Genomic DNA, 24595 nt, shown 5'->3' on the forward strand with positions numbered 1-24595 from the left:
GACACCCTGCAACGCTCTACGACGGGACGGTCGTACGTAGATGAGCCCCCGCGCCGGGTCAGCCGGCCCCCACACTCTCGCCTTCGTCGAGAGCCCGGTACAGCTGCTGAACGTGCTGGAGTGGGCGCACCTCCATGCCCTCGGGGCCGAGGAGGCACCCGGCGCGGCGCTCACCGTCGTCGTCCTGTCCCCGAACGACCCCATGACCCGCGGCCAGCTGCGCCGGATGGCCGAGCTGGCCCGGGACGAGGGGTATGCGGTCCGCTGGGAGGAGGCGCGCGGTGGTCCGGGCGCCCCCTTCCACACCATCGGCGGTCTTACCCCGCTGCTGCGGCGGGCCCGCCGGGTCGTGATGGGGGATCCGTTCTCCCGTTACGTACAGCTCCTGCTGACGATCACCAAGGCCCGGGATCTCGTCGTCGTCGACGACGGCACGGCCACCATGGAGTTCGTCGCCCAGCTCGCCCGCGGGGAGCGCCTGGTGCGCTGGCACCGCAAGGGCGGCCGCCCGGGCGCGCGGGACCTGATCTTCGCGCCGGTGTCGTCCTCGGCCCGGCGCCGCCTCACGCCGAGCGAGAAGCGCAGGGTGGAGATCTTCTCCTCCATGCCGATGGAGGAGACCCTCGTCGGAGTGACGGTCACCGCCAACTCCTTCGCCTGGACCCGGGCCCGCTTCGGCCCGCCGCGCATCACCAAGGGTGCCGACATGGTGGGCACCTCGCTGGTGGAGACCGGCGTGGTGGACGGCGACCGCTACCTGGAGGCCGTCCGCACCCTCGCGAAGGCTCATGGGGCCACGCGCTACTTCGCGCACCGCCGCGAGAGCACGGACAAGCTCCACCGCCTCGCGGTCGAGACGGGCCTGGAGATAGTCCGCCCGGACCTCCCCCTGGAGCTGATCGCCCGCCGCGGCCCGGTCGGCCGCACCATCCTCAGCTTCCCCTCCACCGTCGTGCACACCCTGCCCCTCGCCCTCGCCGGCACGGACGTCAAGGTCGCCGTCTGCGACATCGACCCCGCCTGGCTGACGGAACACGCCTCACCGCGGGCGCAGGGCTTCCTGTCGGGGGTGACGGGGACGGCCCGGGACGTCACCCGCCTCCAGACCGTCAGCGCGGTCGGCTGACCTTCTGCGCCAGCAGATACGCCCGCGGCCGCGTCTCGTCGTCGTCCGGCTCGCGCAGCACGCGCGCGTGCAGCCGCAGACCCGCCTTGACCAGCAGCTCGACGACCCTGTCCGGCGTACGCCAGTAGTAGTCGAGCGAGATCTCCTGACCGAACCGCTCGGACAGGTGCAGCCGGTCCTCCTCGTCGCCGCTCTGGAAGCCGAGCAGGACATGGCCGCCGGGGACCAGGACACGGTGGAACTCGGCGAAGGCCGCCGGCAGGTGGTCGTCCGGGACATGGATGATCGAGTAGAGGGCGAGGACGCCGCCGAGCGTCTCGTCCGGCAGGTCCAGCGAGGTCATCGAACCCACGTGGAAGCGCAGGTGCGGATGCGCCTCCCGGGCCAGCGCCACCATCCGCGGCGACACGTCCACCCCGAACGCCGGCACGCCGAGCGCGTCCAGCCGGGCGGTGACATTCCCGGGACCGCTCCCGACGTCGGCGACGGGCGCCGTACCGCCCTGCCGGACCAGCTCCGCGAAGGCGGTGACCAGGGCCAGGTCCAGCGGTCTGCCGCTCAGCCAGTCGGCGAGCTGTTCGGAGTAGGGCCGCGCGATCGCGTCGTACGCGGCCCGTGTGTCGTTCAGGAATCCCGGTGCACCCGGTATCTCGGAGCTCACGCGCCCGCACCTTACTCGGGCTCGTGCGTCCTCCAGGTGAAACCACCGAGAGAGTCCTGCGAAGTCTCCTCGAACTCGACCGACACCGGCGGGTGCCGCCACCGCTGGTACAGCGATACCGCCAGCACCAGCAGCCAGCCCGTCAGGATCATCGCGACCAGCAGGCCCAGGAACAGCCCCGCCGTGCCGAGCAGGCCGAATTTCGCCAGCATCCAGGGGATGTGTTCCTCGCCGCAGCCGCATGCCTCCATGGAGGCAGGGTGCCCGCGATCGGCCGCTGTGTGCGCAGCGTGCTGGAATCGTCGCGCGGTGGTGATGATTCCGGGACCGGGAACCGGGCGGGGCACAGAGGTGTTCCGACAGGTGAACAGAACCGGCCTTGAGCGTGCGGAGCGTGGTATGCGTAGAGAAAGGAGAGGTTTACCCATCTCAATCCACACCCATGCGTCGAGCGGCCAGATTTTCTTCCCCTGAGGGGTTGAACTTTTGTTGATCGAGGGTCAGTTGGCCACCCCGGCGTCCTACCCTTCAGAGGGTGAAGCAACTGATGTCACTGGAGTCCGAGGTCGATCTTCCCGGGGAAGCAGTGCTCCCCGGCACGCTGGGCGAGGAACTGTTCGCCGAACTCGTGGCGTTCCGGCGCGACTTGCACATGCATCCGGAGCTCGGCAACCAGGAGTTCCGCACGACCGCCGCGATCAAGGAGCGCCTCGAGAGGGCCGGCCTGCGGCCCCGCGTGCTCGCCACCGGCACCGGCCTCGTCTGTGACATCGGGGAGTGGGACGGCGGCCGCCCCATGCTCGGCCTGCGCGCCGACATCGACGGCCTGCCCATCCCGGACACGAAGAGTGACTGCCCCTACCGCTCCACGGTCCCCGACCGCGCCCACGCCTGCGGCCACGACGTGCACACCACCGTGGTCCTGGGCACCGGCCTCGTCCTGGCCGAACTGCACAGGCAGGGCCGTCTGCCCCGCCCCGTGCGGCTCCTCTTCCAGCCGGCCGAGGAGGTGCTGCCCGGCGGCGCCGCCGACGCGATCGACTGCGGAGTGCTGGAGGGGGTGGGCCGGATGCTCGCCGTGCACTGCGACCCCCGGGTCGACGCCGGCCGTATCGGCCTGCGGCAGGGCGCCATCACCTCCGCCTGCGACCGCCTCGAGGTCTCGCTCGACGGCCCCGGCGGCCACACCGCCCGGCCGCACCTGACCACCGACCTGGTCACCGCCGCCGCCCGCGTCGCCATCGACGTGCCCGCGCTCGTCGGCCGCCGCGTCGACACCCGCGCCGGGCTCGCCGTGACCTGGGGCCGTATCGAGTCCGGTCACGCCCCGAACGTCATCCCGCAGCACGCCGAGCTCTCCGGGACCGTCCGCTGCCTCGACCTCGACACCTGGCGGCAGTCCCCGGACATCGTCGTCGCCGCCATCGACGAGGTCGCCAACCTGCACGGCGCCAAGTCGGAGATCAACTACGTGCGCGGCGTCCCGCCCGTCGTCAACGACCCGGACGTGACCGACCTGCTGCGCGACGCCATGACCGCGCGCCGCGGCCTGGAGTCGATCGAGTCCACCGAGCAGAGCCTCGGCGGCGAGGACTTCTCCTGGTACCTGGAGCACGTGCCCGGCGCCATGGCCCGCCTCGGCGTCCGTACCCCCGGCGAGCGGACCGTGCGCGATCTGCACCAGGGCGACTTCGACGCCGACGAGTCGGCGATCAAGGTGGGCGTGGAGCTGTTCACGGCGGCGGCGCTGCTGGACGCGGCCGAGTGACGCGAGCGTGACGTGCGGCCCCCTCGGGGGCCGCTGCGCCGTCCGGCGCAACATGGTCGTAAGCCAATCGTGCACTCTTCGAAATCCGCGCGTGTGAAGGCTCCAGACGCCGAGTTCAGACGCCGTTTGCCTCGAATCGATAACGGCTTTGGAAGAGGTCTTTTTCTGACATCTACGCGCGTTACGATGCCGCGAAGCCGACGCCGCAGGGGCGTCCGGGCCCGAGCACTGGCATGGTGCTCACATGAAGCGCCGACAAGGCGCTCAGGTCAGGTGAAGGAGCCTCCCGTGCGCCGGGTAGCCAAGCTTTCCGCTGCGTGTATCGCCACTGCAGCTCTTGCACTGACTGCCACAGCCTGTGGCAGCACCTCGTCCGAAAAGGACAGCTCGTCCTCCTCCGCCTCCGCCGGCGGTGGCAAGGGCATCAAGATCGGTCTCGCCTACGACGTCGGCGGCCGTGGTGACCGTTCCTTCAACGACTCCGCCGCGCGCGGTGCCGACAAGGCCGAGAAGGAGTTCGGCGGTTCCATCAAGGAGCTGACCGCCAAGAGCTCCGACACCGAGGCCGACCGCGAACAGCGCCTGACCGACCTGGCGGACGCCGGCTACAACCCGATCGTCGCCGTCGGCTTCTCCTACGCCACCTCGGTCGACAAGGTCGCCGCCAAGTACCCCAAGGTCAGCTTCGGCCTCATCGACTCGGTCGCGACCGCCAAGAACGTCGACAGCATCACCTTCACCGAGGAGCAGGGTTCCTACCTGGCCGGTGTCGCCGCGGCGCTGAAGACCAAGAAGGACCACGTCGGCTTCATCGGCGGCGTGGACACCCCGCTGATCAAGAAGTTCGCGGCGGGCTACGTCCAGGGCGTCAAGGACACCAACCCCAAGGTGAAGGTCGACGTCCAGTACCTGACCCACGGCTCCGACCTGTCCGGCTTCGCCAGCCCCGACAAGGGCAAGGAGGCCGCGTCCGGCCAGCTCGACAACGGCGCCGACGTGATCTACGCCGCGGCCGGCTCCTCCGGCAACGGCTCGATCGAGGCCGTCTCCGGCGTCAAGGGCGCCTGGGCCATCGGCGTGGACTCGGACCAGTACAACATCCCGGGTCTGTCCAAGTACAAGAACTCGATCCTGACCTCGATGGTCAAGAACGTCGACGTCGGTGTCTACGACTTCGTCAAGTCCGTGCACGACGGCAAGCCGCTGACCGGCAACCAGATCTACTCCCTCGCCAAGGGCGGTGTCGGCCTGGCCACCAGCGGTGGCTTCATCGACGACATCAAGACCCAGCTGGACGCCGCGAAGAAGAAGATCGTCGACGGCACCGTCAAGGTCAAGACCAGCTGACCTGACGGTTCCCGCGGGAACCCGGGCTCGGCGAGGGGGCGCTCGACAAACCCCCTCGTCGAGCCATAACAATGTGTCAACTCTACGCGTGTAGCATGGAGTTGCCGCGCTAGCGTCGCCGACGCCTGCCCTCCCCTACGCAGCCCCTTTTCCCCGAGGAGAGTGCGCCATCAACGCGTCCAGCCCTCCCGCTGCCGTCGAACTGCGCGGCATCACCAAGCGATTCCCCGGTGTCGTGGCCAACAAGGACATCGACATCACCGTCCGTACGGGCACCGTCCATGCCCTGTGCGGTGAGAACGGCGCCGGCAAGTCCACCCTGATGAAGATCCTCTACGGCATGCAGCAGCCGGACGAGGGCACCATCACGGTGAACGGCGAGACGGTCACCTTCCACAACCCCGCCGACGCCATCGCCCGCGGCATCGGCATGGTGCACCAGCACTTCATGCTCGCCGACAACCTCACCGTCCTGGAGAACGTCGTCCTGGGCGCGGAGAAGCTGTACGGCATCGGCGCCAAGGCCCGCGCGAAGATCAAGGAGATCTCCGACGCGTACGGCCTGAACGTCCGCCCCGACGTCCTGCTGGAGGAGCTGGGCGTCGCCGACCGCCAGCGGGTGGAGATCCTCAAGGTCCTCTACCGCGGCGCCAAGACCCTCATCCTCGACGAGCCCACCGCGGTGCTCGTGCCGCAGGAGGTCGACGCGCTCTTCGACAACCTGCGCGAGCTCAAGGCCGAGGGCCTCACCGTCATCTTCATCTCCCACAAGCTGGGCGAAGTCCTGTCCGTGGCCGACGAGATCACCGTCATCCGCCGCGGCACCACCGTCGGCACGGTCGAGCCGGCCGGCACCACCCCCAAGCAGCTCGCCGAGCTGATGGTCGGCAGCGAACTGCCCACGCCGGAGACCCAGGAGTCGACGGTCACGGACGTCCCGCTGCTCAAGGTCGACAAGCTGCACCTGAGCCAGACCGACCTCGACGGCATCGAGCGCATCATCCTCGACGCGATCTCCTTCACCATCCACAAGGGCGAGGTCCTCGGCATCGCCGGCGTGGAGGGCAACGGCCAGTCCGAGCTGGTCGAGGCGATCATGGGCATCCGCGACCCCGACGCGGGTGTCATCACCCTCGACGGCATCGACATCTCCCACGCCCCCACCCGCGACCGCCGCGAGGCGGGCGTCGGTTACATCCCCGAGGACCGCCACCGCCACGGCCTGCTGCTCGAGGCCCCGCTGTGGGAGAACCGCATGCTCGGCCACGTCACGGAGCGGCCCAACTCCCGTGGCCAGCTGCTCGACATCAAGGGCGCCCGCAGCGACACCCGGCGCATCATCCAGGCGTACGACGTCCGCACTCCCGGCATCGACGTCACCGCCGCCTCCCTCTCCGGCGGCAACCAGCAGAAGCTGATCGTCGGCCGGGAGATGAGCCACTCGCCGAAGCTGCTCATCGCCGCCCACCCCACCCGTGGTGTGGACGTCGGTGCGCAGGCCGCGATCTGGGACCACATCCGCGAGGCCCGCCGCGAGGGCCTGGCCGTGCTGCTGATCTCCGCCGACCTGGACGAGCTCATCGGGCTCTCCGACACCCTGCGGGTGATGTACCGCGGCCGTCTGGTCGCCGACGCCGACCCCGCCACCATCACCCCCGAGGAGCTGGGCTCCGCCATGACGGGTGCGGCCACCGGCCACCTGGAGCACACAGAGGACGACGCCCGATGAACAAGCTGACCAAACGCATTGACAAGGAGCGGCTGCTCCTCGGCATCGCGGCGCCGCTGCTGGCGATCGTCGCCGCCCTCGTCGTCACCGCCCTGGTCATCCTCGCCACCGGCAAGAACCCGGGCAGCGCCTTCAGCGACATGGTGACCTACGGCACCGCGAGCGACAGCCAGGTCTACATCCTGAACAAGGCGACGACGTACTACCTGGCGGGCGTCTCGGTGGCCATCGGCTTCCGGATGAACCTGTTCAACATCGGCGTCGACGGCCAGTACCGCATCGCCGCGTTCTTCGCCGCCGTCCTCGGCGGCGCGCTGACCGTGCCCGGCTGGATCGCCATCCCGCTGATCATCCTGTGCGCCATGGCGACCGGTGCCCTGTGGGCGGCCATCGCGGGTGTCCTGAAGGTGACCCGAGGCGTCAGCGAGGTCATCTCGACGATCATGCTGAACTCGATCGCGACCGCGATCATCGCCTACCTGCTGCAGCCCGGGAAGCTCGCCGAGCTGCAGAGCGGCGGCACGGTCATCTCCACCAAGCCGCTGCCGGAGTCCTCGTACTTCTTCCAGATCAACACCGGCGCGGCGGGCGAGCTGTGGGGCTTCATCGTCATCGCCGTGATCATCGGCGTCGCGTACTGGTTCGTGCTCGGCCGCACCCGCTTCGGCTTCGACCTGCGCACCGTCGGCCAGTCCGAGAGCGCGGCCACCGCGAGCGGTGTCTCCGTCAAGAAGATGATCGCCACCAGCATGGTCATCTCGGGCGCGGTGGCCGGCCTGATCGGCATGCCGACCCTGCTCAACGACAGCCACCAGTTCAGCAACGACTTCCCGTCGGGCATCGGCTTCACCGGTATCGCCATCGCGCTGCTCGGCCGCAACAACCCCGTCGGCATCGCGCTCGGCGCGCTCCTGTGGGGCTTCCTGGAGCGCACCACCAACCACCTGGAGTTCCAGGGCTACGACAAGGAGATCCTCGGCGTCATCCAGGGCGTCATCGTCCTGTGCGTCGTCATCGCCTACGAGCTCGTACGCCGCTACGGCCTCCGGCGCCAGCAGCAGCGGGTCGGCGCCGAGCTCGCCGCCCAGGCCGCCGCCCCGACCAAGAAGCAGGAGGTGGCGTGATGACTGCCACGATGACCGACACGCCGCCCCCCGCGGCTCCCAAGGCGGACACCCAACGCGGCCGCTCGGGCCGTCCGATCGGCCAGATCCTCATGATCGTCGCCGGTGCGCTGCTGCTCGTCGCCGCGGTCCGCGTCATCACCGGCTCCGACCAGCTCACCTCCGAGGGCCAGGTCTCCGCCGCGCTCGGTCTCGCCGTACCGATCGGCCTCGCGGGTCTCGCCGGTCTGTGGTCGGAGCGCTCCGGTGTGGTCAACATCGGCCTCGAGGGCATGATGATCCTCGGTACCTTCGGCGCCGGCTGGATCGGCTGGCAGTCCAACCCGTGGCTCGGCCTGCTGTGCGGCATCGGCTTCGGTGTCCTCGGCGGTCTGGTGCACGCGGTCGCGACCATCACCTTCGGTGTCGACCACATCGTCTCCGGTGTCGCGGTCAACCTGCTCGCGCTGGGCATCACCCAGTACCTCGCCAAGATCTTCTTCTCCGAGGGCAAGGCGGCCGACGCGGGCGGCAACCCCAAGCAGTCCCCGCCGGTGGACTCGCTGCCCAACATCGACGTACCGGGTCTGTCGGACGGCCTGAAGTCCCTCGAGAACCACCACTGGTTCCTGATCTCCGACATCGCCGGCATCCTCGGCGGTCTCGTCACCGACCTGTCCGTGGTGACGCTCTTCGCCGCGCTGCTGTTCGTCGGCAGCTGGTGGCTGCTGTGGCGGACCTCGTTCGGTCTGCGCCTGCGCTCCTGCGGTGAGAACCCGATCGCCGCGGAGTCCCTCGGCGTCAACGTCTACAAGTACAAGTACGTGGCCGTGGCGGTCTCCGGCGGTCTCGCCGGCCTCGGCGGCGCCTTCCTCGCGCTGGTCACCTCGCACACCTACCTGGAGAACCAGACCGGCGGACGCGGCTACATCGGTCTCGCCGCCATGATCTTCGGCAACTGGCGGCCCGGCGGCCTCGCGATGGGCGCGGGCCTGTTCGGCTACTCCGACGCGCTGCAGCTGCGCAACGGCGGCGAGACCGTCCACGCGCTGCTGCTCCTGCTGGTCGTGCTCCTGGTGGGCCTGGCCGGCTGGAAGCTGTACCGGAAGGCGCACTGGCAGGGCGGAATCAGCCTCATGGTGGGCGCGGGTGTCCTGGTCTGGTACCTGGTCACCGACGAGGTCCCGAGCGACTTCGTGGGCGCGACGCCGTACGTCGTCACCCTGCTGGTGCTGTCGCTGTCCGCGCAGCGCCTGCGGATGCCCAAGGCCGACGGCATGCGTTACCGGAAGGGCCAGGGCAAGTGACCACTCCGGCCGCCGTCGACTGGGAGGCGCTGCGCGAGCTGGCCCGCGAGGCCATGTCGCACGCGTACGCCCCCTACTCGGACTTCCCCGTCGGGGTCGCCGCCCTGGTCGACGACGGCCGCACGGTCTCCGGCTGCAACGTCGAGAACGCCTCCTACGGCCTCGGCCTGTGCGCCGAGTGCGGTCTGGTCTCGGAGCTGCAGCGCACGGGCGGCGGCCGCCTGACGCACTTCACGTGCGTCGACGGCCGGGGCGAGATCCTGGTCCCGTGCGGCCGCTGCCGTCAGCTGCTGTACGAGTTCGGGGGCCCCGACCTGCTGCTGGAGACCCCGGCGGGGATCCTGCCGCTGTCGGAGATGCTCCCGCAGGCCTTCGGGCCGGAGCACCTCACCAAGTAATTCCCGTACGGCCCCTCCGAGTTGTTCAAGTGACCGGCTCAGAGGGGCCGTACGACTTCTGGAACCTTCGGAAGGAAAGCAAGCCATGGCCATGGACGCCATCTCCGTCATCCGCACCAAGCGGGACCGCGGCGAGCTCAGCGACGAGCAGATCGACTGGGTCATCGACGCGTACACCCGCGGGGAGGTCGCCGACGAGCAGATGTCCGCACTCGCCATGGCGATCCTCCTCAACGGCATGAACCGCCGTGAGATCGCCCGCTGGACCGCCGCGATGATCGCGTCCGGCGAGCGCATGGACTTCTCGTCCCTGTCCCGCCCGACTGCCGACAAGCACTCGACGGGCGGCGTCGGCGACAAGATCACGCTCCCGCTGGCGCCCCTGGTGGCGGCCTGCGGCGCGGCCGTACCCCAGCTCTCGGGCCGGGGCCTCGGCCACACCGGCGGCACCCTGGACAAGCTGGAGTCGATCCCCGGCTGGCGCGCGCTGCTGTCGAACGAGGAGATGCTCTCCGTACTGGACGGCACCGGCGCGGTGATCTGCGCGGCGGGCGACGGTCTGGCTCCCGCGGACAAGAAGCTGTACGCCCTGCGCGACGTCACCGGCACGGTCGAGGCGATCCCCCTGATCGCGTCCTCGATCATGTCGAAGAAGATCGCGGAGGGCACCGGCTCGCTGGTCCTGGACGTGAAGGTGGGCACGGGCGCCTTCATGAAGACCATCGAGGACGCACGGGAGTTGGCGTCCACGATGGTGGGCCTCGGCACGGACCACGGAGTGAAGACGGTCGCGCTTCTCACGGACATGTCCACCCCCCTGGGCCTCACGGCGGGCAACGCCCTGGAGGTCCGCGAGTCGGTGGAGGTCCTGGCGGGCGGCGGCCCCTCGGACGTGGTGGAACTGACCATCGCCCTGGCCCGCGAAATGCTCGACGCGGCCGGCGTGAAGGACGCCGACCCGGCGAAGGCCCTGGCCGACGGCTCGGCGATGGACGTCTGGCGCCGCATGATCGCGGCCCAGGGCGGCGACCCGGACGCGGAGCTGCCGGTGGCCCGTGAGCAGCACGTCATCAAGGCCCCGTCGACCGGTGTCCTCACCCGCCTCGACGCCTACGACATCGGCGTCGCCGCCTGGCGCCTGGGCGCGGGCCGCGCCCGCAAGGAGGACCCGGTGCAGGCGGGCGCGGGCGTGGAGCTCCACGCGAAGCCCGGCGACACGGTGACCGAGGGCCAGCCCCTGCTGACCCTCCACACGGACACCCCGGAGCGCTTCGAGTACGCGCTGCAGTCGGTGGAGGGCTCCTACGACATCGGGGCGGCGGGCACGGAGTTCTCGGCGTCGCCGGTGGTGCTGGAGCGCATCGCCTGACGTTGCCGCGCGTTCTGCGAGGGGCCGGTCCTTCGGGGCCGGCCCCTCCGGCTCGAGCGGGTCGGCCGCGGCCCGGGCGTGGTGGCGTGCGGCTCGGGCGGGGTCAGCCGAGCAGAGCCGCCACCACGACCAACACCGGCACCGACAGCACCGTCGACAGCAGGATCGAGTCCCGCGCCAACCCCTCCGCCACGCGATACCGACTCGCGTACGTGTACAGGTTCTGCGCCGCCGGCAGCGCCGACGTCACCACCACGTCGAGGAGTTGGTGACCGTGGAGGCCGAACACCCCCGTCGCCAGCGCCCAGGCGGCCACCGGCTGACCCACTGCCTTGAGGGCCACCGAGAGGAACACCGGGCCCCTGTCGGCACCCCGCCCCGGCATCGTGCTGCCGCACAGCGAGATGCCGAAGGCCAGCAGGACCGCCGGGACCGACATGTTGCCGATGAGCGTCACCGGGTCCATGACCGGGTCCGGCACCTTCAGCCCCGTCGCCGCGACCGCGACGCCGGCGAGGGAGCCGACGGCGATCGGGTTGCGCAGGGGTGTGAGCAGCCGCAGCCACAGCGGGCCCTTCTCGCCCTTGCCGGACAGGTCGAGGATCGTCAGGGCGATCGGGGTCAGCGCGATGATCTGGAACAGCAGCACCGGCGCCACCAGCGAGGCATCGCCCAGCACGTACACGGCGATCGGGATGCCGAGGTTGCCCGAGTTGACGTAACTGGAGCACAGGGCGCCGATGATGGTGCGCCCGATGCCCCAGCCCCGTACGACACCTACCGCCACGAAGACCCCGGCCGCGGCGGCCGTGCTCATCGCCGTCACCAGGAGCCGGCTGGAGAAGATCACCGACAGGTCGGCCTTCGCGAGCGTCGTGAACAGGAGGGCCGGGGAGGCCACATGGAAGGCCAGCTTGGTCAGGACCTCGCGGCCGTGCTCGCCGAGGTGCCCCTGCCGTCCGATGACATAGCCCACGCCGATGACGACCGCGATGACCGCGAAGCCCGTCAGCACCCCCTGCACGGCGCCTCCTCGACGGGGTGGAGGAGGCCGTCGGGTATCCAGGGCGGTGCTGATGCTTGGGGCATACACCCAACCCTCTTGGGAACGAGGGGAGCGGGTCAATGTGATCCCGGTCCGCGGACACGCACGGTGGTCGGGTGTGCCGCGATGAGTTCCGTCCGTCCGCCCGGTCTACCGCTCGTGGACGCCGCCAGGACACCCGCCGTACTCGTACTGCCCGGCCCCGTCACCCGTGACGAGGTGACCGGGCTGTGCGAGGACGTGCGCGCGCTGCTGGAGTCCACCGGGGCCGCGGTCGTGGTGGTGGACGTCGCCGCGATCGGGCCGCCGGGGCTCGGGGCCGTGGACCTGCTGGCGCGGCTGGAGCTGGCCGCCCGGCGGGCGGCAGGCCGCATCCGTCTCCGCGACCCGGCCCCCTCCCTACACGCCCTCCTCGACCTGGTCGGACTCCGCTTCGAGGTGGAGCGGCAGGCCGAACAGCGGGAACCACCGCTTCGTGTCGAGGAAGAAGTGGAACCCGGTGAGCCTCCCGTCTGATATCTCCAGCACCTGCACCGCCCACGGGGTGTAGCCGCCCTCCTCCGGGTCCGGCTTGTACTGGGCGAAGCCCGGTAGTCCGTTGACCTGCACCGGGATCAGCCGTGAGCCCTCGCAGGCGGAGCCGAGCGTCGTCATGAAGCCGGTGATGTCGTCGTGGCCCGTCAGCCACAGGTCGAACGGCGGCATCGTCATCACGGCGTCCTCGTGCAGCAGGGCCGTGAGCGCCGTCATGTCGTAGCCCTCGAAGGCCGCGACGTACCGGTCGAGCAGCTTCTGCTGCTCCGGGTCCAGGGGGTCGGAGACGGCGGCGCCGGCGGCCTTCTCACCGTCCCGCTCGGCGAGCGTGGCCCGGGCCCGCTGCAGTGCGCTGTTGACCGACGCGACCGAGGTGTCGAGCAGTTCGGCGACCTCGCTCGCCTTCCAGGCCAGCACCTCGCGCAGGATCAGCACCGCCCGCTGCTTGGCGGGCAGCTGCTGCAACGCGGCCATGAAGGCGAGCCGCACGGACTCCTTGGCGACGGTGGCCTCCGCGGGGTCCTCGACGGTCGGCAGCACCCGGGCGTCCGGCATCGGCTCGAGCCAGGTGTTGTCGGGCCGGGGGGAGAGGGCGGCCTGGGCGAGGGGCGTGGACTCGCTGAGGTCCATGGGCCGGGCGCGTTTGTTCCCGGCGGTCAGCATGTCCAGGCACACATTGGTCGCGATCCGGTACAGCCACGACCGCAGACTGGAGCGGCCCTCGAACTTCTCGTAACTTCGCCAGGCGCGGACCATCGTGTCCTGCACCGCGTCCTCGGCCTCGAAGGAGGAGCCGAGCATGCGGTAGCAGTACCCGGTCAGCTCGACGCGGTGCTTCTCCAGCCTGACGTCGAGATCCGCTGTCGTAGTCGCCGTACCGTCGCTCATCGTCCACCCACCCCTGTGGCCGTTCTGTGTCGCGCCTTTGCGCCCCAGCACGTTCGAAGCTAGCGCAGCCCACTGACAACGGCCCCCGGAGCAGAAGAACACCCAGGTGGAAAGGGCAGTCCCCCTGGCCGACCGACCTCGGCCAGGGGGAAGAAGGGGGGAGGGGACGTGCGGCTCAGGCCGTCAGGAGCCGCTGCTGGGCCCGAGCCGCACGCGTTCCGAAGACGGTGATCGTCACGACGCCCAGCACCGCCAGCAGGCCGACCCCCACCGTCCCGGCCCAACCGCCGGCGTGGAAGGCCACCGCCCCGACCGTGCTGCCCGCGCTGGACCCCACGTAGTACGCCGACTGATACAGCGCCGAAGCCTGCGCACGCCCGCTCGTGGCCGTCTTGCTCACCGCCGACGAAGCAACCGCATGCCCCGCGAAGAAGCCCGCCGTGATCAGCACCAGCCCCAGCAGCACCGGCACCAGAGACCCGGCCAGGGACAGCACCAGCCCCGTCGCCGTCGTACCGCCCGCCAGGTACAGCGCCCCACGGCGGCCCAGGCGACCCACCAGCCGCCCCGCCGTGGACGCCGACACCGTACCCACCAGATACACCAGGAAGATCGACCCGATGACACCCTGCGGGAGCGAGAACGGCGCCTCCGTCAGCCGGTAGCCGATCACCGTGTAGACCCCGCCGAACACCGTCATGAACAGCGCGCCGATCGCGTACAGCCGGCACAGCAGCGGGTTGGAGAGGTGGTCGCGGACAGTCCGCGCGAGCACCCGCGGCCGCAGCGATCCCGCGACGAAGTGCCTCGGCGCCGGCAGCAGCAGCCGGAACGCCACCGCACACGCCACCGCGATCGCACCGATCACCCCGACGGCGACCCGCCAGCCCCACTCCTGCGCGACCCAACCGGTGATGACCCGGCCGCTCATCCCGCCGACACTGTTGCCCGCGACGAACAGCCCGATCGCCGTGACCAGCGCCTTCGGCCGGACCTCCTCGGCCAGATACGCCGTCGCCGAGGCCGGCAGCCCGGCCAGCGCCGCACCCTGCAGCCCGCGCAGCACCACCAGCACGCCCAGCGAAGGCGCGAAAGGAACCAACAGCCCCACGGCCACCGCGACCACCAGCGAACCGGTCATCACCGCGCGGCGTCCGAACCGCTCCGACAGCGCGCTCATCGGCAGCACGAACAGCGCCAGCCCACCGGTCGCCGCCGCCACCGTCCAGCTCGCCTCGCTCGCCGCCACCCCGAACTCACCGGAGATCAGCGGCAGCAGGGCCTGCGTGGAGTACAGCAGCGCGAAGGTCGCCACCCCCGCGAGGAAGAGCGCGAGACTCATCCGCCGATAGCCGGGCCCACCGGGAGCCAGGCGCGAATCGGCGGCGGAGTCGGAGGCGGAAAGGGACGATACGGCGCCCACGACGGTGGACGCCCCGGTACTGGCGGGAGACATGCCTCGAAGCTACGTACGCTCCCGCTCATCCGTCCAATGCATGGAATCGCCATAATCGTTCCCATGGTGCATCAACACAGCTCACAGCCTCGACTGTCACCGTCCAGTGACACAGAAGACATGGCGGACATGGCGCGGCTGCTCGCCCCACGTCTCGCGCACTTCGCCGGCGTCGCCCGCACCGAGCACGTCACCCGGGCCGCGCAGGAACTCCAGGTCCCCCAGTCGACCCTCTCCCGTGCCATGGTCCGCCTCGAACAGGACCTGGGCGTCGACCTGTTCGCCCGCCGCGGCCGCACAGTCTCCCTCACCCCGGCCGGCCGCACCTTCCTCACCCACGTCGAACGCGCCCTCGCCGAGATCGAGCGTGCAGCCGAGGAGGTCCGCGCCGACGCCGACCCGGCCACCGGCAAGGTCGCCTTCGGCTTCCTGCACACGATGGGCGCGGAAACGGTCCCCGGCCTCATCCAGGCCTTCCGCGTCGACCACCCGCGCGTCCGCTTCAGCCTCGTCCAGAACTACGGCGAGGCGATGCTGGAGAAACTCCGCGCAGGCGAACTCGACCTCTGCCTCACCTCCCCGGTCCCCGACGCCCCCGACCTCGTGGCCCGCCGCCTGGACGAACAGAAACTCCGCCTGGTCGTCCCCGCCGACCACCGCCTCGCCACCCGCCGCCGCATCCGCCTCGCGGAAGCAGCCGACGAAACCTTCGTCACCCTGGAACCCGGCTACGGCCTGCGCCGCATCACGGACGACCTCTGCCAGGAGGCCGGCTTCCGGCCCCGAATCGCCTTCGAGGGAGAGGAGGCGGAAACCCTACGGGGCCTGGTCGCGGCCGGCCTCGGAGTCGCACTCCTCCCGCCACCGGCCTTCCCCCGCCCGGGAGTTGTGGAACTCACCGTCACAGCCCCGAGAGCGGCAAGAGAAATCGGCGTGGCATGGCTCGACGGCCACCCGGACACACCCCCGGTGGCCGCCTTCAAGAGGTTCCTGCTCGCAAGAAGGGGCAACCTGCTGCCTACGTGAACGGCAGCGGCTTTTCAGGGGCGCGGGGAACTGCGCGAGCAACCACACACAACCCGCAGACCGACGACGATCCACACCTCAACGGCGCTACCGACGCAACGACTTACCGAACCCCGCAGCCAACGGCATCCGCAACCCCAAAGGAGGCGGAGCCGCCAGCGCATCCTCAACAGGCCGCGAAAAGGACCGCCCGAACAACGCCCCCATCACGAAGTCCTCGGCCAGCGCATGGACTTCGCCCCGGTACTGATGCAACCCGTGCCCGTCCGCATGGACTTCGAACCGGCACACGTCCCGGTTCGCCTTCTTCGCCCGGGCCGCCAGCCGAAACGACAACTCCGGATCGGTCCGCTCGTCATTCGTTCCGTGGACGATGAGCACCCGCCGCCCCGCCAGCTGTTTCACCGGTTCCGGCGAAGCCGCCACGTCCTCCTCCGGCAGCCAAGGAGCGATCGCCAGCACGGAGTTGACGGCCTCGTGCCCGCCCGCGTGCAGCGCGGCCCGCCCGCCCATGTCGAGCCCGGCGAGACAGACGGGCACGTCCCCGTACAGCCGTACGGCCTCGTCGGCGGCCCAGGACGCATCGCGCGCGAGGTGCGCCTCGGCGCCGTTCCAGCCCCGGTAGCGGTAGTGGACGACGTGTGTGGCCAGCCCCTCGTCACGGCCGGCGCGGGCCAGGCGGCGGCCCAACGCCCGTACGGATGCGGTCGCCAGCATGGGGGACGGTCTGCGGGCCGACTCCTCGTCACCGCCGGGGAGCAGCAGCACCACTCCGCTCACCGCCGTCGGCTCCGGGCCGAGTGCCCTCCCCAGCCGGGCCCGTCGAACCGGCGTCGCTTGGTGTGCCATGACAGAACAGTGTCAGAAGCGTCGGTGTACGCCACCCCTACTTGCGGTCACCGTTACGTATCGACGGAGTTGTACAACGCGCGATCTACGCGCGTAGGAGTTAGAGTGCGGAAATGACGAGCCAGACTGCCCCGCTGGGGAACACCCCGAGCTCGGATCAGATCCGCCGGGCGCCCAAGGTTCTGCTGCACGACCACCTCGACGGCGGCCTCCGCCCGGGGACGATCGTCGAACTAGCCCGTGACACGGGCTACCCCCGCCTCCCCGAGACCGACCCCGACAAGCTCGGCATCTGGTTCCGGGAGGCCGCCGACTCCGGTTCGCTGGAGCGGTACTTGGAGACCTTCTCCCACACCGTCGGAGTCATGCAGACCCGGGACGCGCTCGTCCGGGTCGCCCGCGAGTGCGCCGAGGACCTCGCCGCGGACGGTGTCGTCTACGCCGAGGTCCGGTACGCCCCCGAGCAGCACCTCGAGAAGGGCCTGACCCTCGAGGAGGTCGTCGAGGCCGTCAACGAGGGCTTCCGGGAAGGGGAGCGGCTCGCCAGGGAGAACGGCCACCGCATCCGCGTGGGCGCCCTGCTCACCGCCATGCGGCACGCGGCCCGCGCCCTGGAGATCGCCGAACTCGCCAACCGGTACCGGGACTTGGGGGTGGTCGGCTTCGACATCGCGGGCGCGGAGGCCGGTTACCCGCCCACCCGGCACCTCGACGCCTTCGAGTATCTGAAGCGCGAGAACAACCACTTCACCATCCACGCCGGCGAGGCCTTCGGGCTGCCCTCCATCTGGCAGGCCCTGCAGTGGTGCGGCGCCGACCGGCTCGGACACGGCGTGCGCATCATCGACGACATCCAGGTGCACGCCGACGGCACGGTGAAGCTCGGGCGGCTCGCCTCGTACGTACGGGACAAGCGCATTCCGCTGGAGCTGTGCCCGAGCTCCAACCTGCAGACCGGCGCGGCGTCCTCGTACGCCGAACACCCGATCGGGCTGCTGCGTCGACTGCACTTCCGTGCGACGGTGAATACGGACAACCGTCTCATGTCCGGCACGAGTATGAGCCGGGAATTCGAGCACCTTGTCGGCGCATTCGGTTACACGCTCGACGACATGCAGTGGTTCTCCGTCAATGCGATGAAATCAGCGTTCATTCCTTTCGATGAACGACTGGCGATGATCAATGACGTGGTCAAGCCCGGATATGCCGAGCTGAAGTCCGAATGGCTGTTCCAGCAGACCGCCTCCACCAGCGGTTCTGTGGCCTCGGAGGACTGATTCGGAGAATTGGGGTGCATGGAATGCGGACGGGTATTCACAACCCGTCCGCATTTCGATGTTTGCCGCGGGTGGGTTCGCATGTTTACGGTCGTGTACCGCTCACATCCCCGTAACCCATTTTCGAGGACGCATTTCATGAAGCAGTCTGCTGCCAAGACCCTCGGTGTCGCCGCGCTCGGTGCCGCCTTCGCCGCCACGGGCGCGGGCGCCGCGAACGCGGCCCCGGCGGTCCCGGACGCAACCGGCACGCTGGACACGGTCACCCGGACGCTCCCGGCGGAGGGCCTCACTCAGGCGATGCCGGCTGCCGGTCAGGCGGTGAACCAGGGCAAGCCCGCGATCGAGCGTGGGCTCGCCTCCGTGCAGCCGTCCGCCCGCAAGGCGCTCGCCGACGGTCCGACCATGCCGGTCTCCGGGCTGCTCGGCGGCCTGCCCATGCAGCCCGGCCTGCCCCAGGTGAACGGTTCGCCGGTCGGCTGACCCGCCCCTGAACGCGCCGATGGGGCGCACCCCTTGGACACGGGGTGCGCCCCTTCGGCGTATCTGTGCAGGCGATCACCAGGCGGTGCGCGCGGCCTTGTCCTCGGAGGGCAGCAGGATCCACAGCGCTATGTAGAGCAGGAACTGCGGGCCCGGCAGCAGGCAGGAGAGCAGGAAGATCACCCGCATCGTGGTCGCGGAGGTGCCGAAGCGCCGCGCCAGCGCTGCGCACACTCCGCCGATCATGCGGCCGTTGGTGGGGCGGGCAAGGGCGGACATGTGCGGCTCCTTCGTGAGCGTCGGGTGAGGCGGCCCGTGTGGCTTCCTCATCTGCCTTCAACGCTACGGAGACGAAGGGGGCAAAGCGTCGCTCTACGGTGCGATCCCGACCCTGGGAAACGTCGGGGTTCGACCCTGAGTCGCTTCCTCCTGGCGGACGGCCGTGCCTTCCCGACGCTCCGACCTGCGGCGCAGCCACGCGCGGGCGGCCGGGACGACGGCGAGATGGGCGAGGGCCACGCCCACGGTGTTCATCAGCAGCGAGTCGATGTCCGGGACCCGGCCCGGCACACCGGTCTGCAGCAGCAGGATGCCGAGGGAGACCAGCGCACCGGCGGCGACCGTACGCACCAGCGAAGCGAGCGGGAAGGCCCACAGCCGGCCGTGGACCGCCGGGAGCAGCACGCCCAGCGGCGCGAGCAGGCCGACGCCCTCGGCGATGCGGCGGGCCGCCTCCGGCCACCCCAGGGCCAGGTCGGCCCGGATGCCGGCGAACGGATGCAGGTTGGGAGGCATCACCCAGGGCACGTCCAGCGGCCGCAGCGTGAGCCAGGCGACGAACGCGAGATGTGCGACAAGGAGGACACCCCCTGTCGCACGGATGCGGATCGCGGCGCTGCCGCCGATGGAGCCTTGACGCTGCACGCCCCCCTAGACGCGGCCTGCGGCAGGATCGGTTCCGGCTCGCCCGTACGTACCTGTATGAGGCTTCCGCCACACCGGTACGTCAGCCGCCCGTAACCTGGCTCGACGGCGGCTGCTCCGTCCCCGGCCGGGAGCGGACCTCGTCCGTGCACTCGTAGCGGCGCAGCGGTTCCTTGCCGGGCCCGCCGAGGATGACCGAGCCGTCGCCATCGGCCGCCGCCGAGTCGGAGAACGTGCAGACGACCTGGGCGAGCGCGTAGGACGTGAGGTCCTCGGGCGGGTTGCTCAGGCGCAGCGTGTCCTCCGGGTCGCCCTCGCGCGGGCCGCTGACGTTCATGCCGCCGCGTACGTCCGTGGTGTACCTGGCCTCCTTCTCGGCGGCCGACGGCGTCGCCGCGAGCTGGTCCAGCAGCCCCTGGGCCACCAGTACCCGCCGCTGGGAGTCCGCGGTGCCGTCCGGGACCCGTACCGTCCGGTCGACGGCGACCAGCGACGAGCCGCACAGCAGGAACACCTGCACCGGCAGCCCGCGCGAGGCCTGGGTGGAGACGTCCGGCTCGGCCGGCGAGCAAAGGATCTTCGAGGGCGCGGCCCCGGCGTCCGTGGGTACCTCCGTGGCCCGGATGCCGCAGCCGGCCAGGAGCACGGCGAGCAGGGGCAGCGCGGCCAGTCGGCGTACGTTCATCAGGCGTCCCCCTTCTTTCCCTCGCCGTCGGCCTCCTCGGTCAGCGAGGAGGCGTCCCGCGGCAGCCGCAGCGTGAACACCGCGCCGCCGTCGGGGGAGTTGGCGGCGGTGATCTCGCCGCCGTGGATGTGGGCGTTCTCCAGGGCGATGGACAGGCCCAGGCCGCTGCCCTCGGAGCGCGGCCGGGAGGCGCTCGCCTTGTAGAAGCGGTCGAAGACGTGCGGCAGGACGTCCTCGGGGATGCCGGGTCCGTGGTCCCGCACCTCGATGACGATCTCCTCGTCCGGCACCCGCAACGAGACCCGCACCGGCGACCCGCCGTGCTTGAGGGCGTTGCCGATGAGGTTGGCGAGGATGACGTCCAGGCGGCGCGGATCGAGACGGGCGTGGATGCCGCGCTCGGCGTCCAGGTCCACCGCGTCCAGCCAGGCCCGGGCGTCGATGCAGGCGGTGATCTGGTCGGCGATGTCGACGTCGTCCAGGACCAGCCGGGCGGTGCCCGCGTCGAAGCGGGTGACCTCCATGAGGTTCTCGACGAGGTCGTTCAGCCGCCGGGTCTCGCTGACGACGAGCCGTACGGCCGGCTCGATCATCGGGTCCATCGACCCGGACTCCGCCTCCAGCTCCTCCTCCAGGATCTCGGTCACCGCGGTGATCGCCGTGAGCGGCGTACGGAGTTCATGGCTCATGTCGGCGACGAAGCGCCGCGACGCCTCGTCCCGCGTGGCCATGTCGTCCACCCGCTTCTCCAGCGCCTCGGCCGCGTCGTTGAACGTCCGCGAAAGATCGGCGAGTTCGTCGGTGCCGGACACCCTGAGCCGGGTGTCGAGCTTGCCCTCGCCGAGCCGGCGGGCGGCCACGCCGAGCCGGTGCACCGGCTTCAGCACGGTCGTCGCGGCGGCCTGCGCGAGCAGCGCCGAGCCGACCAGCGCGAGACCGGTGGCGATCCCCAGCGACCAGGCAAGGGAGTTGAGGTCCTTGGCCTCCGGCTCCAGCGACTTCACCATGTAGCCGGTCGCCCCGCCCTCGATCACCTTCGCACCGGCCACCAGATACGGCGTGCCGTGGTCGACGACGCGCTGCCAGTACAGGTGGTACGGGTACTTGTTGCCGGAGTCGACCGTCTGCTGCTTGTTCACGGCAGCGCGCAGCGACTTGGGCACGTCCTGCAGCGAGAAGCCGTCCAGCCCGCCCGAACTGCCGTACACCGTCTTGCCGTCGGGGTTCCGGGCGACGAGCAGCACGCTGAAGCGCTGGCTGCTGTTCGCCATCTGGCCCGCGGTGTGCTGCAGTTCGTCCTGGGTGGGGTGCGTGGGCAGGGTGCCCGCGCGGGTCTGCATCGCCTGCCGGAAGTCGGCGAGCACCGCGTCCTGGGTACGGGAGAGCACCGCCTCGCGGTTGAGCCAGTACGCGATCCCGGACGCGGACACGGCCGCGGTGAGCGCCACCAGGCCGAACACGACGACCAGGCGGAGCCGGAGACTGGTGAAGCGCAGCCGTGAAAGATGTCCCTTGCGAGTCGCGGCCCAGCCGCGAACCCCCCCTTGCGCTTCGGTCACTGAGGCGTGTCCAGCCGGTAACCCACGCCACGCACGGTACGGATCAGCGTCGGGGACGACGGCACGTCCTCGACCTTGGCGCGCAGCCGCTGGACGCACGCGTCCACCAGCCGGGAGTCGCCGAGGTAGTCGTGCTCCCACACAAGGCGCAGCAGCTGCTGCCGCGACAGGGCCTGCCCGGGCCGCCGGCTCAGCTCCAGCAGCAGCCTGAGCTCGGTGGGCGTGAGCTGCAGGTCCTCGCCGTTCTTCGTCACGGTCATCGCCGCGCGGTCGATGACCAGGCTGCCGAAGCTCGCCGCGTCGGTCGACTCCCGCTCGCCGCGCCGCAGCACGGCCCGGATCCGGGCGTCCAGCACCCGCCCCTGGATCGGCTTGACCACATAGTCGTCCGCGCCGGACTCCAGCCCGACGACGATGTCGATGTCGTCGCTGCGCGCGGTCAGCAGAATGATCGGCAGCTGGTCCGTGCGCCGGATGCGCCGGCACACCTCGAACCCGTCGATGCCGGGCAGCATCACGTCCAGCACGATCAGGTCCGGCCTTTGCTCGCGCAGGAGCTTCAGACCGTCCTCACCGGTGGCAGCGGTGGCAACCCGGTGTCCCTGGCGTGTAAGAGACAGCTCCAGGGCCGTACGGATGGCGTCGTCGTCTTCGATCAGCAACAGGGAAGGCACGGGGCTCATTCTGGCCCATCGGGGGTGGGGTTTCGACACCTGTACGTCTACGTGCACATACGGCTCTTCTCTGTGACCGCACTGTGCTTCGGCCACGACCGACCCCTGTGACAGGTCTGTGACAGTCGGCGGACACGGCCATGAAGGTGCGAGGGCAAGCTTTTCGGCACAGGCAAGGAAGCACAGCCTGAGCAAGCCGAACACCGGAAGTCCACGACGGGGGGCGCGAGATGAACACGCTGCACAGCACCAGCACTAGCGCAGTGATCACGCGGCTCCACGACGTGAACGGGGGCCGGGGTTCCGAGAAGTCCGGTGCCGTGAGCGGGCGGGGGTGCGCTCGCGGCACCGGGCGTCAGCACACCGCGTACATGACGGTGGTTGACGGTTTCACGGGGGAACAGCACGGGGGAAGCGCGTACAGGGAGGACACGGGGGAGCGTCGCTCGCTGTCGGAGGCGGAGTTCACCGCCTACGTCCAGGAGCGCCGCGCCTCCCTGTACGCAACCGCCTACCACCTGACCGGTGACCGCTTCGAGGCCGAGGACCTGCTGCAGAGCGCGCTGTTCTCGACGTACAAGGCCTGGGACCGGATCAGCGACAAGGCCGCGGTCGGGGGCTACCTCCGCCGCACCATGACGAACCTGCACATCAGCGCGTGGCGCCGCCGCAAGCTGAACGAATACCCGACCGAGGAACTGCCGGAGACGCCCGGCGACACGGACGCGATGCGCGGCACCGAACTGCGCGCGGTCCTGTGGCAGGCGCTGGCCCGGCTGCCCGAACTCCAGCGCACCATGCTGGTCCTTCGCTACTACGAGGGCCGCACGGACCCGGAGATCGCGGAGATCCTCGACATCAGTGTCGGCACGGTGAAGTCCAGCATCTGGCGCTCCCTGCGCCGGCTGCGCGAGGACGAGGTCCTCAGCTTCGGCCGTGACGAGGAGGACGCCTTCGGGGAGCTCGTCGCCTGAGGGTTGGGGGGAAGCAAGTAACACGGGGGAAGCAAGTAACGGGGGAAAGCGGGGGTACTGCGGGGGAGCAGTAACCGGGGGGGATCAACGGGGTCACGGGGGACCACGGGGGAAGCACCACCACGGGGGAAGCACAAAAGAAGCGGGACTGGAGGGCCGGGGGGTCCGTCCAGTCCCGCTTTTCGTTGTGCGCTGCTCAGCTCGTAGGCGTGGCCGCCGGACGCCGGCCCACCGCTGCCGCCGCGAGGCGGCTCAGGGCCTCGTCGCGGTCGCAGGCGTGGGCGCCGAGTGCGGTCTGGCGGGCGACGATTCCGCGCTCCAGGCGCATCAGGCGCCAGCCGCGGCGGAGCAGGAAGGGCACCGACTTGCGCCCCTCCTTGAGGTCCCGCACGAAGCGGCGCCGGAACGTCTTGACCGGGCCCCGGCTCAGGCACAGCGCATCCGCCAGCAGCCCCAACTCCCGGCAGCGCTCGACTATCTCGGCCGCGAACACGCCCTCCGCGACGAACAGCGGCGTGCGGCCGATGTCGACGGTCGCCTCGCCGGTGCGGGCGCTGAGCGAGATGTCGTAGACGGGGATCTTCGTACGGCCCGTGCGGCACAGTTCGGCTATCGCGGCGACCGCGACGTCCGTGTCCCAGGAGTCCGGGTGATCCCAGTCGATGTCGGAGCTCCCCGCCACCAGCGGCAGCGTCGGGTCGTCACCCTCCTTGTAGAAGTCGTCGAGGCGCAGCACGGGGAGGCCGGAGCGGGCGGCGACGAGGGATTTGCCCGAGCCCGAGGGGCCACAGAGCAGCACGACGCGGGCGGGGGAGGGGAGATGGATGCTCACGGGACACCAGTTTGACGTATTCCGTACGCCCTGCCGACCCTGCGGGTCGGCTTTGGAGTGCGCATCACACCTCAACTACCCTTCGTGTCGACCTGATTACCCAGCGCAGCAGAAGGTGGCATCAGCCATGGTTCGACACGCGTCCCCCCTCAACCCCACCGCCCAGCGCGCCCTGATCGCCCTCGCGACCGCATCGGCGGCGCTCGGCGCGGGCGCGGCGACGGCTTCCGCAGGCACGGAGCCGTCGGTGGACGTGATGGGCATCAGCCCGACCTCGCTCAGCAAGATCGACCAGAACAGCATTGCGCAGCCGACCCGTTACGTCACCGGATCCCGTCAGGGCCTCAAGAGCACCCGGGCCACCCGCGGCGCCGCCGACCCGAAGAACCCCGGCTTCGACGTCCCGCTCTCCGGGCTGACCGGCCCGGTCACCCAGACGGGTCCGGTCGGCGCCGTTCCGACCCTGGAGCAGTTCGCGAACCTGCTGGGCGGGGGCGGCGGCGAGTCCGCGGTCGGTTCGTTCAGCTGACGGCGCACGAGAGAGAGCCGCGTCTTCCCCGGACGGAGGGAGGACGCGGCTC

General features: G+C 70.3%; 26 protein-coding genes. 14 read left to right on the top strand and 12 right to left on the bottom strand.

The window, feature by feature from the left end; all coding sequences use genetic code 11:
- Positions 1 to 40 precede the first annotated feature (40 nt).
- Complete coding sequence (locus tag ACFY1L_RS09060) at positions 41 to 1126, top strand: hypothetical protein (RefSeq protein WP_388820366.1); 1086 nt, start codon at positions 41 to 43, stop codon at positions 1124 to 1126.
- On the opposite strand, the gene ACFY1L_RS09065 is transcribed toward ACFY1L_RS09060, so the two are convergent.
- Both ACFY1L_RS09065 and ACFY1L_RS09070 read right to left on the bottom strand, forming a co-directional pair.
- Positions 1110 to 1787: a class I SAM-dependent DNA methyltransferase gene (locus ACFY1L_RS09065; RefSeq protein WP_388820369.1), complete on the bottom strand. Its 678-nt coding sequence runs from the start codon at positions 1785 to 1787 to the stop codon at positions 1110 to 1112. The genes ACFY1L_RS09060 and ACFY1L_RS09065 overlap by 17 nt on opposite strands.
- A gap of 11 nt (positions 1788 to 1798) precedes the next feature.
- A complete protein-coding gene (locus tag ACFY1L_RS09070) occupies positions 1799 to 2038 on the bottom strand; it encodes a hypothetical protein (protein ID WP_388820372.1) in 240 nt (79 codons plus the stop codon).
- A 296-nt stretch (positions 2039 to 2334) separates the two neighbouring features.
- Here ACFY1L_RS09070 and ACFY1L_RS09075 point away from each other — a divergent pair, with 296 nt between their 5' ends.
- The 7 genes from ACFY1L_RS09075 to ACFY1L_RS09105 all read left to right on the top strand — a co-directional run bounded on the left by ACFY1L_RS09075 (position 2335) and on the right by ACFY1L_RS09105 (position 10808).
- Complete coding sequence (locus tag ACFY1L_RS09075; protein ID WP_388821156.1) at positions 2335 to 3555, top strand: M20 family metallopeptidase; 1221 nt, start codon at positions 2335 to 2337, stop codon at positions 3553 to 3555.
- Between the two features lie 288 nt (positions 3556 to 3843).
- The gene (locus ACFY1L_RS09080; protein ID WP_388820374.1) at positions 3844 to 4902 is read left to right on the top strand and encodes a BMP family protein; all 1059 of its coding nucleotides are present in this window, start codon (positions 3844 to 3846) and stop codon (positions 4900 to 4902) included.
- A 235-nt stretch (positions 4903 to 5137) separates the two neighbouring features.
- Positions 5138 to 6631, top strand: coding sequence for an ABC transporter ATP-binding protein (locus ACFY1L_RS09085; RefSeq protein WP_388820377.1), 1494 nt, complete (start codon positions 5138 to 5140; stop codon positions 6629 to 6631).
- Positions 6628 to 7755 carry an ABC transporter permease gene (locus tag ACFY1L_RS09090; RefSeq protein WP_388820380.1) on the top strand — a complete coding sequence of 376 codons (1128 nt, stop codon included), beginning with the start codon at positions 6628 to 6630 and terminating at the stop codon, positions 7753 to 7755. Before ACFY1L_RS09085 ends, ACFY1L_RS09090 begins: the two co-directional genes overlap by 4 nt.
- On the top strand, positions 7755 to 9041 hold the full coding sequence (locus tag ACFY1L_RS09095) for an ABC transporter permease (protein WP_388820383.1): 1287 nt from the start codon (positions 7755 to 7757) through the stop codon (positions 9039 to 9041). Before ACFY1L_RS09090 ends, ACFY1L_RS09095 begins: the two co-directional genes overlap by 1 nt.
- Entirely contained in the window at positions 9038 to 9439 is a 402-nt protein-coding gene (locus ACFY1L_RS09100; protein WP_388820386.1) for a cytidine deaminase, read from the top strand. The genes ACFY1L_RS09095 and ACFY1L_RS09100 overlap by 4 nt, the downstream gene beginning before the upstream one ends.
- 91 nt (positions 9440 to 9530) lie before the next feature.
- The gene (locus tag ACFY1L_RS09105; RefSeq protein WP_388821159.1) at positions 9531 to 10808 is read left to right on the top strand and encodes a thymidine phosphorylase; all 1278 of its coding nucleotides are present in this window, start codon (positions 9531 to 9533) and stop codon (positions 10806 to 10808) included.
- A gap of 103 nt (positions 10809 to 10911) precedes the next feature.
- Here ACFY1L_RS09105 and ACFY1L_RS09110 read toward each other — a convergent pair whose 3' ends face one another.
- Positions 10912 to 11832, bottom strand: coding sequence for an AEC family transporter (locus tag ACFY1L_RS09110; RefSeq protein WP_388820389.1), 921 nt, complete (start codon positions 11830 to 11832; stop codon positions 10912 to 10914).
- A gap of 147 nt (positions 11833 to 11979) precedes the next feature.
- Here ACFY1L_RS09110 and ACFY1L_RS09115 point away from each other — a divergent pair, with 147 nt between their 5' ends.
- Entirely contained in the window at positions 11980 to 12369 is a 390-nt protein-coding gene (locus ACFY1L_RS09115) for an STAS domain-containing protein (RefSeq protein ID WP_388820391.1), read from the top strand.
- Here the strand turns inward: ACFY1L_RS09115 and ACFY1L_RS09120 are convergent.
- Entirely contained in the window at positions 12253 to 13275 is a 1023-nt protein-coding gene (locus ACFY1L_RS09120; RefSeq protein WP_388820394.1) for a sigma-70 family RNA polymerase sigma factor, read from the bottom strand. The genes ACFY1L_RS09115 and ACFY1L_RS09120 overlap by 117 nt on opposite strands.
- A 175-nt stretch (positions 13276 to 13450) precedes the next feature.
- Complete coding sequence (locus ACFY1L_RS09125) at positions 13451 to 14731, bottom strand: MFS transporter (RefSeq protein ID WP_388820396.1); 1281 nt, start codon at positions 14729 to 14731, stop codon at positions 13451 to 13453.
- 63 nt (positions 14732 to 14794) lie between these two features.
- On the opposite strand from ACFY1L_RS09125, the gene ACFY1L_RS09130 reads away from it, so the two are divergent.
- Complete coding sequence (locus tag ACFY1L_RS09130) at positions 14795 to 15757, top strand: LysR substrate-binding domain-containing protein (RefSeq protein ID WP_388820398.1); 963 nt, start codon at positions 14795 to 14797, stop codon at positions 15755 to 15757.
- Positions 15758 to 15844: 87 nt separating this feature from the next.
- Here ACFY1L_RS09130 and ACFY1L_RS09135 read toward each other — a convergent pair whose 3' ends face one another.
- Positions 15845 to 16606: an alpha/beta hydrolase gene (locus ACFY1L_RS09135; RefSeq protein ID WP_388820401.1), complete on the bottom strand. Its 762-nt coding sequence runs from the start codon at positions 16604 to 16606 to the stop codon at positions 15845 to 15847.
- A 113-nt stretch (positions 16607 to 16719) separates the two neighbouring features.
- Here ACFY1L_RS09135 and ACFY1L_RS09140 point away from each other — a divergent pair, with 113 nt between their 5' ends.
- Both ACFY1L_RS09140 and ACFY1L_RS09145 read left to right on the top strand, forming a co-directional pair.
- Positions 16720 to 17883, top strand: a complete 1164-nt coding sequence (locus ACFY1L_RS09140) for an adenosine deaminase (protein WP_388820404.1) — start codon at positions 16720 to 16722, stop codon at positions 17881 to 17883.
- A gap of 138 nt (positions 17884 to 18021) precedes the next feature.
- Positions 18022 to 18366, top strand: coding sequence for an ATP-binding protein (locus ACFY1L_RS09145; protein ID WP_388820407.1), 345 nt, complete (start codon positions 18022 to 18024; stop codon positions 18364 to 18366).
- Positions 18367 to 18441: 75 nt separating this feature from the next.
- Here the strand turns inward: ACFY1L_RS09145 and ACFY1L_RS09150 are convergent, their stop codons facing one another.
- From ACFY1L_RS09150 to afsQ1, 5 genes are all read right to left on the bottom strand, one after another.
- Complete coding sequence (locus tag ACFY1L_RS09150) at positions 18442 to 18645, bottom strand: PspC domain-containing protein (RefSeq protein ID WP_266520687.1); 204 nt, start codon at positions 18643 to 18645, stop codon at positions 18442 to 18444.
- Between the two features lie 93 nt (positions 18646 to 18738).
- Positions 18739 to 19290, bottom strand: coding sequence for a VanZ family protein (locus tag ACFY1L_RS09155; RefSeq protein WP_388820410.1), 552 nt, complete (start codon positions 19288 to 19290; stop codon positions 18739 to 18741).
- A gap of 82 nt (positions 19291 to 19372) precedes the next feature.
- The gene (locus tag ACFY1L_RS09160; RefSeq protein ID WP_388820412.1) at positions 19373 to 19975 is read right to left on the bottom strand and encodes a hypothetical protein; all 603 of its coding nucleotides are present in this window, start codon (positions 19973 to 19975) and stop codon (positions 19373 to 19375) included.
- On the bottom strand, positions 19975 to 21534 hold the full coding sequence (locus tag ACFY1L_RS09165) for an ATP-binding protein (RefSeq protein ID WP_388820415.1): 1560 nt from the start codon (positions 21532 to 21534) through the stop codon (positions 19975 to 19977). Before ACFY1L_RS09165 ends, ACFY1L_RS09160 begins: the two co-directional genes overlap by 1 nt.
- Positions 21531 to 22208 (bottom strand): two-component system response regulator AfsQ1, encoded by a 678-nt coding sequence (gene afsQ1 / locus ACFY1L_RS09170; protein ID WP_046261189.1) that lies wholly within the window; start codon positions 22206 to 22208, stop codon positions 21531 to 21533. Before afsQ1 ends, ACFY1L_RS09165 begins: the two co-directional genes overlap by 4 nt.
- 230 nt (positions 22209 to 22438) lie before the next feature.
- Between afsQ1 and ACFY1L_RS09175 the strand changes: the two genes are divergently transcribed.
- Positions 22439 to 23182: a SigE family RNA polymerase sigma factor gene (locus ACFY1L_RS09175; RefSeq protein WP_388820418.1), complete on the top strand. Its 744-nt coding sequence runs from the start codon at positions 22439 to 22441 to the stop codon at positions 23180 to 23182.
- Between the two features lie 196 nt (positions 23183 to 23378).
- On the opposite strand, the gene ACFY1L_RS09180 is transcribed toward ACFY1L_RS09175, so the two are convergent.
- The gene (locus ACFY1L_RS09180) at positions 23379 to 24014 is read right to left on the bottom strand and encodes a uridine kinase (RefSeq protein ID WP_388820421.1); all 636 of its coding nucleotides are present in this window, start codon (positions 24012 to 24014) and stop codon (positions 23379 to 23381) included.
- A 127-nt stretch (positions 24015 to 24141) separates the two neighbouring features.
- Between ACFY1L_RS09180 and ACFY1L_RS09185 the strand changes: the two genes are divergently transcribed.
- Complete coding sequence (locus tag ACFY1L_RS09185) at positions 24142 to 24543, top strand: hypothetical protein (protein ID WP_388820423.1); 402 nt, start codon at positions 24142 to 24144, stop codon at positions 24541 to 24543.
- Positions 24544 to 24595 lie beyond the last annotated feature (52 nt).

It is taken from the genome of Streptomyces sp. NPDC001663, from assembly GCF_042893105.1.
GTDB lineage: Bacteria > Actinomycetota > Actinomycetes > Streptomycetales > Streptomycetaceae > Streptomyces.

Excerpts from the sequence above, each read along its gene's own strand:
- ACFY1L_RS09060 (WP_388820366.1), top strand. The coding sequence starts at position 41 with ATGAGCCCCCGCGCCGGGTCAGCCGGCCCCCACACTCTCGCCTTCGTC.
- ACFY1L_RS09070 (WP_388820372.1), bottom strand. The coding sequence starts at position 2,038 with ATGGAGGCATGCGGCTGCGGCGAGGAACACATCCCCTGGATGCTGGCG.
- ACFY1L_RS09075 (WP_388821156.1), top strand. The coding sequence starts at position 2,335 with ATGTCACTGGAGTCCGAGGTCGATCTTCCCGGGGAAGCAGTGCTCCCC.
- ACFY1L_RS09090 (WP_388820380.1), top strand. The coding sequence starts at position 6,628 with ATGAACAAGCTGACCAAACGCATTGACAAGGAGCGGCTGCTCCTCGGC.
- ACFY1L_RS09095 (WP_388820383.1), top strand. The coding sequence starts at position 7,755 with ATGACTGCCACGATGACCGACACGCCGCCCCCCGCGGCTCCCAAGGCG.
- ACFY1L_RS09105 (WP_388821159.1), top strand. The coding sequence starts at position 9,531 with ATGGACGCCATCTCCGTCATCCGCACCAAGCGGGACCGCGGCGAGCTC.
- ACFY1L_RS09115 (WP_388820391.1), top strand. The coding sequence starts at position 11,980 with ATGAGTTCCGTCCGTCCGCCCGGTCTACCGCTCGTGGACGCCGCCAGG.
- ACFY1L_RS09120 (WP_388820394.1), bottom strand. The coding sequence starts at position 13,275 with ATGAGCGACGGTACGGCGACTACGACAGCGGATCTCGACGTCAGGCTG.
- ACFY1L_RS09125 (WP_388820396.1), bottom strand. The coding sequence starts at position 14,731 with ATGTCTCCCGCCAGTACCGGGGCGTCCACCGTCGTGGGCGCCGTATCG.
- ACFY1L_RS09130 (WP_388820398.1), top strand. The coding sequence starts at position 14,795 with ATGGTGCATCAACACAGCTCACAGCCTCGACTGTCACCGTCCAGTGAC.
- ACFY1L_RS09135 (WP_388820401.1), bottom strand. The coding sequence starts at position 16,606 with ATGGCACACCAAGCGACGCCGGTTCGACGGGCCCGGCTGGGGAGGGCA.
- ACFY1L_RS09140 (WP_388820404.1), top strand. The coding sequence starts at position 16,720 with ATGACGAGCCAGACTGCCCCGCTGGGGAACACCCCGAGCTCGGATCAG.
- ACFY1L_RS09145 (WP_388820407.1), top strand. The coding sequence starts at position 18,022 with ATGAAGCAGTCTGCTGCCAAGACCCTCGGTGTCGCCGCGCTCGGTGCC.
- ACFY1L_RS09150 (WP_266520687.1), bottom strand. The coding sequence starts at position 18,645 with ATGTCCGCCCTTGCCCGCCCCACCAACGGCCGCATGATCGGCGGAGTG.
- ACFY1L_RS09160 (WP_388820412.1), bottom strand. The coding sequence starts at position 19,975 with ATGAACGTACGCCGACTGGCCGCGCTGCCCCTGCTCGCCGTGCTCCTG.
- ACFY1L_RS09175 (WP_388820418.1), top strand. The coding sequence starts at position 22,439 with ATGAACACGCTGCACAGCACCAGCACTAGCGCAGTGATCACGCGGCTC.
- ACFY1L_RS09185 (WP_388820423.1), top strand. The coding sequence starts at position 24,142 with ATGGTTCGACACGCGTCCCCCCTCAACCCCACCGCCCAGCGCGCCCTG.